Genomic DNA, 14729 nt, shown 5'->3' with positions numbered 1-14729 from the left:
CGTTATTGAGAAGCCGGGCACGCGTAAGCGTAGCCCGGTTTTTTTACGGGGTTAATCTTTATCCGCCGGGCTCAGGGTCACGGAAGAGAGGTAGTTAAGCAGTGCGATATCATTTTCCACGCCCAGTTTCATCATCGCTGATTTCTTCTGGCTACTGATGGTCTTGATACTGCGGTTCAGCTTTTTGGCGATCTCGGTAACGAGGAAACCTTCGGCGAACAGACGCAGAACTTCGCTCTCTTTCGGTGACAGACGTTTGTCGCCATAGCCACCTGCGCTGATTTTCTCCAGCAGGCGAGAGACGCTCTCCGGGGTAAACTTCTTCCCTTTCTGCAGTGCGGCCAGCGCTTTTGGCAAATCGGTTGGCGCACCCTGTTTCAGGACAATCCCTTCAATGTCGAGATCCAGCACGGCGCTTAAGATCGCCGGGTTATTGTTCATGGTCAGAACAATAATCGACAGGCTTGGGAAATGGCGCTTGATGTATTTGATAAGCGTAATGCCGTCACCGTACTTATCTCCAGGCATGGAAAGGTCGGTGATGAGCACGTGCGCATCAAGTTTCGGGAGGTTATTAATCAGTGCTGTGGAGTCTTCAAATTCGCCAACAACATTCACCCACTCGATCTGTTCAAGTGATTTGCGAATACCGAACAGTACAATCGGATGGTCATCGGCAATAATTACGTTCATATTGTTCATGTATAGGGCTACCTTGCTACAGCAAGCTTTTGACGTAGGCGTCAATGTCGCTGATGTATTTTTCTATGCTGGCGGCATCTTTCTCACGAATAAGATGTTCCAGCGTTTCACATAATTGCTTGCCTGGAACCAGATTAAGCATGGCAAACACCCCTTTTAGTCGGTGTGCTGTCTGAGCCAGCGCCGCAAAATCGCTCGCGGCGGATTCAGTATACAGCCTCTTAACATCATCTGGTACTGTGTCTACAAAGAGCGAATAATAACCGCTGGCCTGAAGCTCGGCATTTTCATTACCGCCAAGCGGGGAGTCCGGGATCGTTTCCTGGGCCAGCTGCTCTTCTATTAGTTGTAGTACAGCTTCCTGCATAGCATTGCTCATATTAAAGTTGACGCGCATCTGCCCGGGGCCGATATTTCGCACGCCTGGCTCATCATCGCTTAAAAGCAAGCCGGAGGCAGTAAGATTAGACGGATTATCAGTTAAAAACAGATCATATTCTTGACTTACCAGCCTTTCGTCAGGCGTGATGCAGCTTGCACCCCAGTTTTCCAGCTGACGAACCACGATATTACGAATCTCATTAGAGGTGACGTCAATCATGGCTACCACGTCATCGAGCAGACGTTCATCATCTTCAGCTTCTTGTGCCGTCGCCGCCATTTTTACGTGCAGAGAGTAACGGGTTCCCAGCGATTCGCGGGCTTTAATATTCAGATGACCGCCAAGTTTACGGGCGAGCTGATCGCAGAGCCAGAAGGTGAGGGGGTTGGCTTTACCGTAACTATCCCCCTGGGTCTCGTTCAGGAACGGGAAGTGGAGATTATCGATTTCGCTCAGCGTGACCCCTTCACCGGTATCCAGAATACGGAAGGTCAAGCGATCGTCTGCCGATTCGTCATTGCTCACTTCAAGGGTGATCTTACCGATCTGGGTGGTGGTGACGGCATACTGAATCAGCAGCAACAAGATCCGGCGCAGCGCTTCGCGATCCCCGTGACGTTTATCGTTAGCCGGAAGCGGGTTATTAATAAGAAGCTGCAGACCCTTGCGCTTAACAACCGGCAGCACCTCCGGAACGACTTCATCAATCAGATCCTGAATAGAAAACAACTCTGCGTTGCTCTTCCAGCTATCATTCTCCAGCATATTTGCCAGCTGAATCTCGTCCACCAGCCTTACCAGCGTATCGGCGTGTCTGGCAAGCTGCAGACTGTCCGCGCCGTTGAGATGTGCAGCCTCATCGGCCAACGTCTTCAGAGGCTGTTTAAACGCCTCACCAATGTTCTGCATAAAGGCCGCCCGGCCCTGTTGATTCTTTTCATACAGCCGTTGCGCCTGCTTAAGCTTTTTGTTCACCAGCACTTCGCGATCCTGATCGCGAATAATAAAGATCTGGGTACGCGAAGCCACCTGGCTGCGGAACTGACGAATTTCATACAGCTCATTATTAATGGTGGCCTGAATCACACCCTGATGCTGATCGGCCATCGTGGTGATGTTTTGCAAATTGAGGTGCGGTAGCAGGTGATCGGCGATCTTATTGCTGATAATAGTGCGGTTTGCCTCCTGATCATGCACCAGCAGGCCAAGGGGTAATACCGAAACTATTTCTTCATTCAGGGCGCGCAGGACGCGAAGCTCATTGCTGCTTCCGGTATTGACCGGGACATCGCTCTGACGCCCGGACTGCGTACGGAATGTACTGTAACCAAACAGCGCCAGAGCCAACAGGCCAATGTTCAGCAACAGTGGCAATAGAATGTTTTGCAGCGTATCGAGCAGCAGGGTACCAAAAGGCACCTGCCAGACCAGTCGCATCCCGGTACTGTTCAGGGAAGAGGCGATCTCGATCTTCGAGCCGTTGAAAGAGATGCTTACGCTGTCCGGGCTCTCTTTATCTTGTGATGAACGCAGATTTTGCGAGGCAGTATCCGGATCGAGGCGGAAACTATCCAGCGGCATATCCGGTGGGATCAAATCGTTTATCGGCAGGTCGAACGCCACCACCGTTGCCAGATGCCCCGGTTGGTTAAAGGTGGTGCGTAGCGTGAAGTAATGCCCGTTCTGCCATGCCAGCCGGCGCAGAGAAGAGAAACTTTCACGCTCATCCAGCGCATTGGCCTGCTGCAACATCTCTGCCCGACGCGAGTCAACGATATTGCCGACCGTGGTCTCTTTAAACCCGGAGGAGAGGTCTTTCAGCGGCAGGGTAGAGATTAAAATCATGCTGTTATCCTGGCCGTTCAGGTAGTACATCGACCAGGGAATAGTTTCGGCGCCCCACAAGGTATCAAGATAGGTAGAGATACGCTGCGTCATCTCAAGGGTGGCGCTGTCGTGAGAGCCAAAAATCAGGGCTTCGGTTTTCCGACGCGTCTTCTCAAGATAGTAAACGTCTTGTTTAAGGCGGGTTTCCTGCAAGCCTTCTCCCGAAGAGTTACCAGGCGTTGCAGCGATATTGTCGTAAATCTGCCAGGTGGCATAGCGCCAGGTATCAATGCGTTTATGAAGGGCATGGGTGATATCCACAACCTGATAACTGCGATCCTTTAGCCAGGCATTTACCGCACTCTGCACCATCACGCCCAGGGTGACTAACAGCACAACTATCAATAGAAGAAAGAAACGGGTAATGCTGCCCGGAAGCAGTGAAAATTTACTGGCGGCTGTGGTTTCAGACTGACTCATTGCTATGTTTAACCCGTTATGGCTGCGCTGCAGGCGGAAAGGGCAGTATAAAGGGTAATAATCGAATTTCCAGCGTCACGCTACCTGATGAGCTGACTTTTTACGTCAGAAAAGCCCGTCCGTTCCTCTGGCGAAAATTTGTACACCATGAAATGTATTGTACAAATTATTAGCGATAATTAAAGAAAATAGCACAATCAAACAAACAATTATATTTGCCGTTCATTTTTGCTGTCTAATTTTCAGCACAACGGCAATTAATTAATAGTCGTTATAGTTTCAGGGCGGTAGCACAAATAATGACTATTTGTGTAGAGAAGTGTAAAAAAAAACCGAATGCAGGGCATTCGGCTCAATTTGGGATAAACAGACATTCAAAACTGAATGACGGTAATAAATAAAGTTAATGATGATAGCGAGAGTTATTTTAGACGGGAGATAAGAAATTGTTTTGTCAATCAGTGCTATAACGCAGTATTGACTATATCATTGATATTTATAGTTTTTATTTGAATGTGCTGTATGGCGTGTTTGTTTTTTAACTATTTGTGCTGTCAGAAAGTTCCCTGGTTTTTACAAAATGAAACATCCTGATTGAAAAGTGAAACATCTTCAAAGTTTTCGTATCATATTCCCGTTGGATTATTCTGTATTTTTGCGGAGAATGAAGTTGCCGACTGGTTAAGAGGGTTAATCAGTAAGCAGTGGTAATAAAAATAAGGCATATAACAGAGGGTATAAAAATGAAAGTTAAAGTACTTTCCCTCCTGGTACCAGCACTGCTGGTAGCGGGCGCAGCGAATGCGGCTGAAATTTATAACAAAGACGGCAACAAATTGGATCTCTTCGGCAAAGTTGATGGCCTGCACTATTTCTCTGATGACGACGGTAGCGATGGCGATCAGACCTATATGCGTATCGGCTTTAAAGGCGAAACGCAGGTTAATGACCAGCTGACCGGGTACGGCCAGTGGGAATACCAGATTCAGGGCAACACCTCTGAAAGCGATAACCAGTCCTGGACCCGTGTGGCATTTGCAGGTCTGAAATTCGGCGACGCAGGCTCTTTCGATTACGGTCGTAACTACGGCATTATCTACGACGTCACCTCCTGGACTGACGTTCTGCCAGAATTCGGCGGCGACACCTACGGTGCTGATAACTTCATGCAATCCCGTGCTAATGGTGTTGCGACCTACCGTAACCAGGACTTCTTCGGTCTGGTTGAAGGCCTGAACTTCGCGCTGCAGTACCAGGGCGCGAACGACAACGTAAGCGGCGAGAATGACTCTGCCGGCGGTCGTAGCCTGCTGAAACAGAACGGTGATGGCTATGGCGCGTCTCTGACTTACGATCTGGGCGAAGGTTTCAGTGCGGGTGCCGCTCTGGCCTCCTCTAAACGTACCGCTGACCAGAACGCAGCAGATGTCTACGGCGACGGCGATCGCGCTAACGTATACAGCGGCGGCCTGAAATATGACGCGAACAATGTTTACCTGGCAGCGCAATACTCCCAGACCTATAACGCGACCCGTTTTGGTTCTTCTAACGGCAGCAGCATCACCGATGCCTACGGTTTCGCTGATAAAGCGCAGAACTTCGAAGTGGTCGCACAGTACCAGTTCGACTTCGGTCTGCGTCCGTCCGTGGCGTACCTGCAGTCTAAAGGGAAAGACATCCGTAACAACACCACCAACTTCGGCGATCAGGATTTGCTGAAGTATGTTGATGTTGGCGCGACTTACTACTTCAACAAAAACATGTCCACCTACGTTGATTACAAAATCAACCTGCTGGATAAAAACGAATTCACCGAACAGGCTGGCATCAGCACTGACGACATCGTCGCGCTGGGTCTGGTTTACCAGTTCTAAGACGCATAGCGTGTCAGATAAGGGGCCTGATGGCCCCTTTTTTGTTCCTGTAATCGGCTCTTACAAATCCCTGTTTTTGGTGTACTCTTGCCGGGCTCAGGCCAGAGGATAATAAATAATGGATATGACTTTTCTTCGTGTCGGCGTCTTGTCGGCACTCTTTATGTTAACAGCGTGCGATGCCCCAAAAACGCCGGAAAAAAGTGAAAATGCCGCAGTGGCAACGGTGTTAGAAGGTAAAACCATGGGCACCTTCTGGCGCGTTAGCGTTATCAACGTTGATAAAGCCAGGGCTGAAGCACTACGCGGTAAGATCCAGACGCAGCTGGATGCCGACGATCAGCTCCTTTCTACCTGGAAAAACGACTCCGCGCTGATGCGCTTTAATCACTCAAAAAGCACCTCTCCGTGGCCCGTTAGCGAGGCGATGGCAGATATCGTGACCGAATCCCTGCGCGTGGGCTACAAAACCCAGGGGGCGATGGATATCACCGTAGGGCCGCTGGTCAACCTGTGGGGATTTGGTCCCGACAAACAGCCCGTAAAAACACCCACCCAGCAACAAATTGATGATGCGCGAGGACAAACCGGGCTGCACCATCTGTCGGTGCTGTACCAGTACGGTCAGCAGTATCTGGAAAAGAATATCCCCGACCTGTTTGTTGATCTTTCTACCGTTGGCGAAGGCTATGCCGCCGATCACCTGGCCGCGCTGATGGCCGAAGAGGGGATCCCCCGCTATCTGGTGTCGGTAGGGGGCGCGCTGGTCAGCCGGGGGATGAATGCCAGCGATAAACCGTGGCGCGTGGCGATCCAAAAACCTACCGATGAGCAGAATGCCGTACAGGCGATCGTTGACATCAACGGCCACGGCATTAGTACGGCGGGCAGCTATCGTAACTATTATGAGCTGGACGGCAAGCGCATCTCCCACGCGATCGACCCTCAGACCGGGCGACCTATCACCCATAATCTGGTGTCCGTGACGGTGATAGCCCCCACGGCGCTGGAGGCCGATGCCTGGGATACAGGTCTGATGGTGCTGGGGACGGAAAAAGCGAAGGAAGTTGTGCGCCGGGAAGGGCTGGCGGTCTATATGATCACCCGTGAAGGTAACGGGTTCAAAACCTGGATGTCACCGCAGTTCAGCGGCTATCTGGTTAACGGAAAAAATTAAAAAGCAAGGTTACGGGTTTTTGTTCTCTGGCGCTCAGGCAGGGTAGGAGTATGCTTACTGAAGGAGCGCATGATGAACAAAACGACCCTGATTAATGATGACCCACGCTGGCAGGCGGTGTTGTCTCGCGACACCGCCGCTGACGGCCAGTTCGTCTTTGCCGTGCAAACCACCGGTATCTTTTGCCGCCCGTCGTGTCGGGCGCGCCACGCCTTACGCCAGAATGTCCGTTTCTTTGACGATGCTGATACCGCCCTTCAGGCCGGCTTTCGTCCCTGTAAACGTTGTCGCCCCGATGAACATGATCCGCAGGCGCGGCGTGTATTGCTTATCGAGAAAGCCTGCCGCCTGCTGGAGCAGGAAGAGTCCCTCACGCTGGATGCACTGGCGCAGCAGGTGGCGGTAAGCCCTTATCATCTGCACCGTCTGTTCAAATCCGCCACCGGGATGACGCCCAAAGCCTGGCAGCAGGCCGCCCGCGCGGCGCGTCTCCGTAGCCGGTTAGCGCAGGGCGAAAAGATTACCGATTCGTTGCTGGCGGCCGGTTTTCCGGACAGCAGCAGCTACTACCGTAACGCAGACGCCGCGCTTGGCATGACCGCGAAGCAGTTTCGCCGGGGCGGCGATAAGACAACCGTCCGTTACGCGCTCAGCGACTGCGCGCTGGGCCGCTGTCTGGTCGCGGAGAGCGAGCGCGGGATCTGTGCCATACTGCCCGGAGATGAGGACGCGGCGTTGCTGAACGAACTGCAGACGTTGTTCCCGCACGCCCGCCACGAGCAGGCAGATACCGGATTTGCCGCACGCGTGCAGCAGGTTATCGCCAGCATTGATAACCATACCCTGAGCCTGACGCTGCCGCTGCCGCTGGATATTCGCGGTACCGCCTTCCAGCAGCAGGTCTGGCAAGCATTACGCACTATTCCGGCTGGGGAAACCGTCAGTTATCAGCAGGTGGCTACCCGCCTCGGTAAACCGAATGCGGTGCGGGCAGTGGCCCGTGCCTGCGCGGCCAACCGGCTCGCCATTATCATTCCGTGTCACCGGGTAGTGCGAAACGACGGTGGGCTTTCAGGGTACCGCTGGGGAATAGCGCGAAAAGCGGCGCTTCTGCGCCGTGAAGCCGGAAATGAGGAGGAGTAATGCTCGATCTTTTTGCCGATGCCGAACCCTGGGAAGAGCCGCTGGCGCCGGGGGCCGTGATCTTGCGCCGCTTTGCGCTCGCCTCTGACTCCGCCCTGATGGCGGCGATTGCCGACGTGGCGACGCATGCCCCCTTTCGCCAGATGGTGACCCCGGGCGGGTATACCATGTCAGTGGCCATGACCAACTGCGGCCCGCTCGGCTGGACGACCGACCAACGCGGCTATCTATACTCTCCCAACGATCCGCTCACCGGTCATCGCTGGCCGCCGCTACCTGTCGCTTTTACTACGCTTTGCCACCGGGCGGCTATCGCGGCAGGCTACGCCGATTTTCAACCCGACGCCTGCCTGATCAACCGCTACGGCGTAGGGGCAAAGCTCTCGCTGCATCAGGATAAAGACGAAGCCGACCTGCGGGCACCGATTGTTTCGGTCTCGCTGGGATTGCCGGCCGTCTTCCAGTTTGGCGGAATGAAACGTAATGATCCCCTACAACGCCTGCTGCTGGAGCATGGTGATGTGGTGGTGTGGGGCGGTGCATCGCGCCTCTTTTATCACGGGATCCAACCGCTCAAGCCAGGCGAACATCCCCTGACCGGCGAGTATCGCTACAACCTTACGTTCCGCCAGGCAGCGAAGAGCGAATAAAAATAAGAATTATTCTTGATGTAAGCGGCGGGCAGTTTAAACTGCTGGCTGTTTTTTCTTGTCCGGAAAGCTCTGCATGGAACTCCTTCTTCTGGTCTGGCGACAATATCGCTGGCCTTTTATTGCGGTGATGGCGCTAAGCCTGCTCAGCGCCGCGCTGGGAATAGGGCTCATCGCCTTTATCAATCTGCGTTTAATCGAAACGGTCGATACCACCCTGACGGTGCTACCCGAATTTCTCGGTTTGCTGCTGTTGCTGATGGCGGTAACGCTGGGCTCACAGCTGGCGCTGACCACGCTGGGCCACCACTTCGTTTATCGCCTGCGTAGCGAGTTTATCAAGCGTATTCTGGATACCCACGTAGAGCGCATCGAGCAGTTAGGCAGCGCTTCGTTGCTGGCCGGGCTGACCAGCGATGTGCGTGCCATCACCATTGCCTTTGTGCGTCTGCCGGAGCTGGTGCAGGGGATTATTCTGACCTTCGGATCGGCAGCCTATCTCGCATTCTTGTCTACCAAAATGCTGGCCATCACCGCACTGTGGATTGTGATCACCATCTGGGGCGGGTTCGTGCTGGTGGCGCGGGTCTACAAACATATGGCCGTGCTGCGTGAAACCGAAGATAAGCTCTACAACGATTATCAGACCGTGCTGGAAGGGCGCAAAGAGCTGACCCTGAATCGCGAGCGCGCTGAACACATCTTCAATAATCTCTATGTTCCGGATGCCCGCGAGTATCGCCACCATATTATTCGCGCCGATACCTTTCATCTGAGCGCGGTAAACTGGTCGAACATTATGATGCTGGGCGCTATCGGCCTGGTGTTCTGGATGGCGAACAGCCTCGGTTGGGCCGATACCAACGTGGCGGCAACCTACTCGTTGACGCTGCTGTTCCTGCGTACGCCGATGCTCTCTGCCGTGGGTGCGTTGCCGACCCTGCTGAGCGCGCAGGTGGCATTTAATAAGCTTAACAAATTTGCGCTGGCGCCCTACAAGCCTGCGTTCCCGCGTCCACAGGCCTTCCCGAACTGGCAGACCCTGGAGTTACGCAATGTCACGTTCCACTACCAGGACAACGCCTTCGCCATTGGGCCGGTAAATTTAACGATCCATCGCGGTGAGTTGCTGTTTCTGATTGGCGGGAACGGTAGCGGTAAATCAACGCTGGCGATGCTGTTAACGGGCCTCTACCAGCCTCAGTCAGGCGACATCCTCCTTGACGGCAAACCCATGAACGTTGAGCAGCCTGAAGACTACCGCAAGCTCTTCTCGGCGGTCTTCACCGACGTCTGGCTGTTTGACCAGTTGCTGGGACCAGAGGGCAAACAGGCCGATTCGGCGCTGGTCGCGAAGTGGCTCGACCATCTGCAAATGTCACATAAGCTTGAGCTGGAGAATGGCAAAATTCTCAACCTGAAGCTGTCGAAAGGGCAGAAGAAGCGCGTGGCGCTACTCCTGGCGCTGGCCGAAGAGCGTGACATCATTTTGCTCGACGAGTGGGCAGCAGATCAGGATCCCCACTTCCGCCGCGACTTCTACCAGGTGCTGCTACCGCTGATGCAGCAGATGGGCAAAACCATCTTTGCCATCAGCCATGACGATCACTACTTTATTCATGCGGATCGGTTGCTGGAGATGCGTAATGGCCAGCTGAGCGAGCTGACCGGTGCCGAGCGCGATGCTGCCTCCAGGGATGCGGTTGCCCGTACTGCCTGACTTCTTTGCCCGGCCGTCCCAATGGCCGGGTATTTTCCCTCTTTATGCTCTTTTTTTGTTCATCTCCGCCCGTCGTTTATTCTTATTTACATATCCTGCCGCTATTCTTAATGCCATCACATTACATGGATTTATGATCAATGCCGTTAAAAAACAAAAACAGCGCAAGGCTGCGCGATGAAGAGCGTGCGCGACTGATCTGGTTGATGACCACCGATAAAGCGCTGGTCTCCACGCTGCTGGGTAAACTGACCCTGGCTGAGCAATATGACGTCGGCACCTTAGCCGACGATATTGCTGAGGTAGGGGCACTGGTGTCGCATCTGCCGCCGCCCGATCTTGCCGATACCCTTGAAGCGTTGCCCCGGGAAGAGCGTCTCGCTCTGTGGCGGCTGGTGGAAGATCACGAGCGCGGCCAGGTGCTGCTTGAAGCCTCAGAGAACGTCTGGGACGACTTGATCGAGGAGATGAGCGATCACGCTATCCTTGACGCGCTCCGGACCCTGGATATTGATGAGCAGATCTACCTCGTACAGCATCTGCCGCGTAATCTGACGGGCCGCCTGCTGGCCTCGATGCCGGCTGATGAACGCGCCCGCGTTCGCCAGGTGATGCATTATGAGAAAAACAGCGTCGGCGCGATCATGGAGTTTGGCGTTATTCTCGTGCGCCCGGACGTCACTCTGGGCGCGGTGCAGCGCTATCTGCGACGTCTGGGGAAAATGCCCAATAACACTGACAAACTCTTTGTCACCTCACGGGATAAAACCTTACTGGGCGAGCTGGATCTGCAAACCATTCTGCTGCACGGCGCGAAGCGGCGAGTGAGTGAAGTGATGGAGCCCGATCCGGTGATCTTCATGCCGGAAGATGACGCGGAAAAAGCGGCGCGCACCTTCGAACGTGACAACCTGCTCAGCGCCGCCGTCGTGGACTCGACGGGCAAATTGATGGGACGTGTGACCATCGATGAAATCGTTGATGTGGTCTATGAAGAGACCGATAACGATATGCGCGCCATGGGGGGCTTGAGCGCGGAAGAGGATGTCTATGCGCCGGTCAGTAAAGCGGTAAAAACCCGCTGGGCGTGGCTTGCCATCAACCTTTGCACTGCCTTTATCGCCTCGCGGGTGATTGATGGTTTTGAACATACCATCTCGCAGCTGGTTGCCCTGGCCTCGCTGATGCCGATTGTCGCGGGGATTGGCGGCAATACCGGTAACCAGACCATTACCATGATTGTCCGTGCGCTGGCGTTGCAGAACATCCAGCCCGGCAACTTCACCTTCTTAATTTTCCGCGAACTGGGCGTGGCGCTTATCAACGGTCTGGTGTGGGGCGGGATTATGGGCGGAGTGACCTGGTGGTTGTACGATGATATGGCTCTGGGCGCGGTCATGACCCTGGCAATGGTGCTTAACCTGCTGGTGGCGGCGCTGATGGGGGTGATTATCCCGATGACCATGAATCGTCTCGGGCGCGACCCCGCAGTGGGGTCGAGCGTGATGATCACCGCCATCACCGATACCGGGGGCTTCTTTATTTTTCTTGGGCTTGCGACGCTGTTTCTGCTGTAGCGGCCTGCTTGCGCTTAAGACGGGCCGGGATGATCGCCATGGCGATAATCCCGCCTACCACGCCAATGGCCAGGTTACCGGTTGAAACGGTCGCCGCAACGGTCACCAGCATCACCAGCGTTTCAGCCACCGGCGCACCTTTCACCGTACCAGGCTGGATGCTATGCCAGCTGAAGGTTTTCACCGCGACGATGGCCATGATCCCCGCCAGCACCGCCATCGGGATTTTGGCCATCACTTCGCTCAGCGCGGTCACCAGGAGCAGGAGCACCAGACCGGCAGCGAAGGTGGATACGCGACTGCGGCCTTTGCCCATCTCGACGTTGACGATGGTTTGCCCGATCATCGCGCAACCGGCAATCCCACCAAAAAAACCAGCCAGGATATTGGTGACGCCGAGCCCAATGCTTTCCCGGCGCTTGCTGGAGGGGGTTGCCGTCAGCTCATCCACCAGTTTTGCCGTCAGTAACGACTCCATCAGTCCGACAAAGGCGATACTGAGCGCACAAGGCCAGATAATGCTGAGGGTGTTCAGGTTTAAGGGCACCAGCAGTTCGGTCAGCCCTGGCAGTCCGCCACCCATGGAACCCTCGTCGCCCACGGTCGGCAGGATCTGTCCGCTGGTGACGGTAAACAGGGTCAGCAGCACAATGGCAATCAGCGGGGAGGGGACGCTCTTAATGTAGCGTGGCACCCAGAGCACAATCAGTATCGTCAGTACAAACAGACCGACAATCAGCGGGCTTTTGCTCCAGAAGTGGGGAACCTGCGCGAAGAAGATCAATATCCCAAGGGCGTTAACAAACCCGGTCATCACCGACTGGGGAATAAAACGCATCAATCGTGCCATCCCCAGCGCGCCGAAGAGGATCTGAATTAACCCGGCGAGCAGTACCGCTGGCAGGATGTACTGCACGCCATGCTGCGCCACCATCGGACCAATCACCAGCGCCACCGAACCGGCTGCCGCGGTGACCATCGCCGGGCGACCGCCCAACACAGAGAGCCCCAGGCAGAGTACCACTGAGGCAAAGAGGCTAACTTTCGGGTCGACGCCAGCCACCACAGAGAAGGAGATCACTTCCGGGATCAGCGCCAGGGCGGTGATAACACCCGCCAGAATTTCGCGGACAAAGAGATTCGGCGAGCGCAGGATATGCGCTACACGGCCCTCATCGGGCTGGTGAGAGGTCAGGATTTTAGACATAAGGCTTCGCAGGTCAGGGCGGGCTTCCGTGCGCGCGATCACAAAGTGCAGCATAGTAGCCAGAAAATGGTCGCTTTGCCAGTCCGATGCGCCATTCCCGTATAAACAATCCACCATTAAATTTCACAATTACAATAATTTCGTAACCTTTAAACAATATTTAAATGTTGCTACCGTTGCCCCGCAGCTTATTTCACCTGCAATTTCCACGTATAACTTAAGGCATAAATGATGAAAAAAATGACTGCCGTGCTCTTTTCGCTGGCCGTGGGGCTGAACGCTGTCTCGATGGCGGCGAAGGCTGACGCACCAAAAGAGCAGCAAACGGATGTCCTTTTAATTGGTGGCGGGATCATGAGCGCAACGCTCGGAACCTACCTGCAAGAACTGCAGCCAGACTGGTCAATGACCATGGTTGAGCGCCTGGATGGGGTGGCGAAAGAGAGTTCGAACGGCTGGAACAACGCCGGTACCGGCCACTCGGCATTGATGGAGCTGAACTATACGCCGCAGAAGAAGGACGGCTCCATCAGTATCGAAAAAGCGGTTGAGATTAACGAAGCGTTCCAGATTTCTCGTCAGTTCTGGTCTCATCAGGTGAACAGCGGCGTGCTGCACGACCCACACAGCTTCATTAACACCGTGCCACACATGAGTTTTGTCTGGGGCGATGACAACGTTAACTTCCTGCGTGGACGTTATGCCGCCCTTCAGCAGAGCACCCTGTTCCGCGGCATGAAATACTCTGAAGATCATGCGCAGATCAAAGAGTGGGCGCCGCTGGTGATGGAAGGGCGTGATCCCAACCAGAAGGTAGCTGCAACCCGTACCGAAATCGGCACCGATGTGAACTACGGTGAAATCACCCGTCAGCTGGTGGGCGCTTTGCAGAAGAAAGAGCACTTCAACCTGGCGCTGAATACCGAAGTCCGTGGCTTTAAGCGTAACGCTGATAACTCCTGGAGCGTGACCGTAGCCGACCTGAAGCACAATGAAGAAGAGCACGTCATTAAGGCGAAGTTTGTCTTCATCGGTGCGGGCGGCGCAGCGTTAAAACTGCTGCAGGAGACCGGTATTCCGGAAGCCGACAACTACGGTGGTTTCCCGGTGGGCGGCCAGTTCCTGGTCTCTGAAAATCCGGAAGTGGTGAACCGTCATCTGGCGAAAGTGTATGGCCAGGCCTCTGTGGGCGCACCGCCAATGTCTGTTCCCCATATCGATACCCGTATGCTGGATGGCAAACGCGTCGTGCTGTTCGGACCGTTCGCGACCTTCTCCACGAAATTCCTGAAAAACGGTTCGCTGTGGGATCTGCTGAGCTCCACCACCACCTCTAACATCGTGCCGATGATGAACGTCGGGCTGGATAACTTCGATCTGGTGAAATACCTGATTAGCCAGGTCATGCTCTCTGATGAAGAGCGTTTCGAGGCGCTGAAAGAGTACTACCCGCAGGCGAAAAAAGAGGACTGGCGTCTGTGGCAGGCAGGTCAGCGCGTGCAGATCATCAAACGTGATGAAAAAGAGGGCGGCGTTCTGCGTCTCGGCACTGAAGTGGTGAGCGATAAAGAGGGCACCATTGCGGCGCTGCTGGGCGCTTCTCCAGGCGCATCTACCGCTGCACCTATCATGCTGCACCTGATGGAAAAAGTGTTCAAAGATAAAGTCGCGACGCCGGAATGGCAGGCGAAACTGAAAACCATTATTCCGTCTTACGGCACCAAACTGAACGGTAATGTGGCAGCGACTGAACAGGAGCTGGAGTACACCAGCCGCGTTCTGCAGCTGAAATATGAAAAACCGCAGGCGGCCGATGTGGCGCCAAAAGCGGAGCCGCAGGGCAAGCCCCAGCCAGCAGTTAACAAGCCCGTGGCAGATATCGCACTGTAATGTCACGCTGGGAGAAAAAGGCCGGTTCTTCCGGCCTTTTTTACGCGTAAAGCAAACCCGCGAGGAAAAGTACCCCGGCAATATTTAGGCGTGTACACGC

The 14729-nt window shown here is 54.4% G+C and carries 10 protein-coding genes; 7 read left to right on the top strand and 3 right to left on the bottom strand.

What is annotated here, in order from left to right:
* Nucleotides 1-51: 51 nt before the first annotated feature.
* Nucleotides 52-702 carry a response regulator transcription factor RcsB gene (gene rcsB, locus JZ655_RS14305; RefSeq protein ID WP_001061917.1) on the bottom strand — a complete coding sequence of 217 codons (651 nt, stop codon included), beginning with the start codon at nucleotides 700-702 and terminating at the stop codon, nucleotides 52-54.
* Nucleotides 703-718: 16 nt separating this feature from the next.
* Nucleotides 719-3391 carry a phosphotransferase RcsD gene (rcsD, locus tag JZ655_RS14300; RefSeq protein ID WP_207292129.1) on the bottom strand — a complete coding sequence of 891 codons (2673 nt, stop codon included), beginning with the start codon at nucleotides 3389-3391 and terminating at the stop codon, nucleotides 719-721.
* Nucleotides 3392-4134: 743 nt separating this feature from the next.
* Between rcsD and JZ655_RS14295 the strand changes: the two genes are divergently transcribed.
* The 6 genes from JZ655_RS14295 to mgtE all read left to right on the top strand — a co-directional run bounded on the left by JZ655_RS14295 (nucleotide 4135) and on the right by mgtE (nucleotide 11532).
* Nucleotides 4135-5265 (top strand): porin OmpC, encoded by a 1131-nt coding sequence (locus JZ655_RS14295; protein ID WP_046884707.1) that lies wholly within the window; start codon nucleotides 4135-4137, stop codon nucleotides 5263-5265.
* Nucleotides 5266-5383: 118 nt separating this feature from the next.
* Nucleotides 5384-6442 (top strand): FAD:protein FMN transferase ApbE, encoded by a 1059-nt coding sequence (apbE, locus tag JZ655_RS14290; RefSeq protein WP_046884708.1) that lies wholly within the window; start codon nucleotides 5384-5386, stop codon nucleotides 6440-6442.
* Between the two features lie 72 nt (nucleotides 6443-6514).
* Complete coding sequence (gene ada, locus JZ655_RS14285; RefSeq protein WP_207293858.1) at nucleotides 6515-7585, top strand: bifunctional DNA-binding transcriptional regulator/O6-methylguanine-DNA methyltransferase Ada; 1071 nt, start codon at nucleotides 6515-6517, stop codon at nucleotides 7583-7585.
* A complete protein-coding gene (alkB, locus tag JZ655_RS14280) occupies nucleotides 7585-8235 on the top strand; it encodes a DNA oxidative demethylase AlkB (protein WP_207292128.1) in 651 nt (216 codons plus the stop codon). The genes ada and alkB overlap by 1 nt, the downstream gene beginning before the upstream one ends.
* Nucleotides 8236-8311: 76 nt before the next feature.
* Nucleotides 8312-9955, top strand: a complete 1644-nt coding sequence (locus JZ655_RS14275) for a multidrug ABC transporter permease/ATP-binding protein (RefSeq protein ID WP_207292127.1) — start codon at nucleotides 8312-8314, stop codon at nucleotides 9953-9955.
* Nucleotides 9956-10095: 140 nt separating this feature from the next.
* On the top strand, nucleotides 10096-11532 hold the full coding sequence (gene mgtE, locus JZ655_RS14270; RefSeq protein WP_207292126.1) for a magnesium transporter: 1437 nt from the start codon (nucleotides 10096-10098) through the stop codon (nucleotides 11530-11532).
* Here the strand turns inward: mgtE and JZ655_RS14265 are convergent.
* Complete coding sequence (locus tag JZ655_RS14265) at nucleotides 11495-12793, bottom strand: SulP family inorganic anion transporter (RefSeq protein WP_207293857.1); 1299 nt, start codon at nucleotides 12791-12793, stop codon at nucleotides 11495-11497. The two genes, mgtE and JZ655_RS14265, sit on opposite strands and share 38 nt — an antisense overlap.
* A gap of 177 nt (nucleotides 12794-12970) precedes the next feature.
* Between JZ655_RS14265 and mqo the strand changes: the two genes are divergently transcribed.
* A complete protein-coding gene (gene mqo, locus JZ655_RS14260) occupies nucleotides 12971-14629 on the top strand; it encodes a malate dehydrogenase (quinone) (RefSeq protein ID WP_046884713.1) in 1659 nt (552 codons plus the stop codon).
* Nucleotides 14630-14729: the final 100 nt, after the last annotated feature.

It is taken from the genome of Leclercia pneumoniae, from assembly GCF_017348915.1.
Lineage (GTDB): Bacteria > Pseudomonadota > Gammaproteobacteria > Enterobacterales > Enterobacteriaceae > Enterobacter > Enterobacter pneumoniae.
Note: the sequence above shows the minus strand (reverse complement) of the source record. Positions and strands in the feature narration are given on the sequence as shown.

Bases quoted from the DNA above. Each gene is read 5' to 3' on its own strand.
- JZ655_RS14275 (WP_207292127.1), top strand. From the start codon at position 8,312: ATGGAACTCCTTCTTCTGGTCTGGCGACAATATCGCTGGCCTTTTATT.
- ada (WP_207293858.1), top strand. From the start codon at position 6,515: ATGAACAAAACGACCCTGATTAATGATGACCCACGCTGGCAGGCGGTG.
- JZ655_RS14295 (WP_046884707.1), top strand. From the start codon at position 4,135: ATGAAAGTTAAAGTACTTTCCCTCCTGGTACCAGCACTGCTGGTAGCG.
- rcsB (WP_001061917.1), bottom strand. From the start codon at position 702: ATGAACAATATGAACGTAATTATTGCCGATGACCATCCGATTGTACTG.
- mqo (WP_046884713.1), top strand. From the start codon at position 12,971: ATGAAAAAAATGACTGCCGTGCTCTTTTCGCTGGCCGTGGGGCTGAAC.
- apbE (WP_046884708.1), top strand. From the start codon at position 5,384: ATGGATATGACTTTTCTTCGTGTCGGCGTCTTGTCGGCACTCTTTATG.
- mgtE (WP_207292126.1), top strand. From the start codon at position 10,096: ATGCCGTTAAAAAACAAAAACAGCGCAAGGCTGCGCGATGAAGAGCGT.
- rcsD (WP_207292129.1), bottom strand. From the start codon at position 3,391: ATGAGTCAGTCTGAAACCACAGCCGCCAGTAAATTTTCACTGCTTCCG.
- alkB (WP_207292128.1), top strand. From the start codon at position 7,585: ATGCTCGATCTTTTTGCCGATGCCGAACCCTGGGAAGAGCCGCTGGCG.
- JZ655_RS14265 (WP_207293857.1), bottom strand. From the start codon at position 12,793: ATGCTGCACTTTGTGATCGCGCGCACGGAAGCCCGCCCTGACCTGCGA.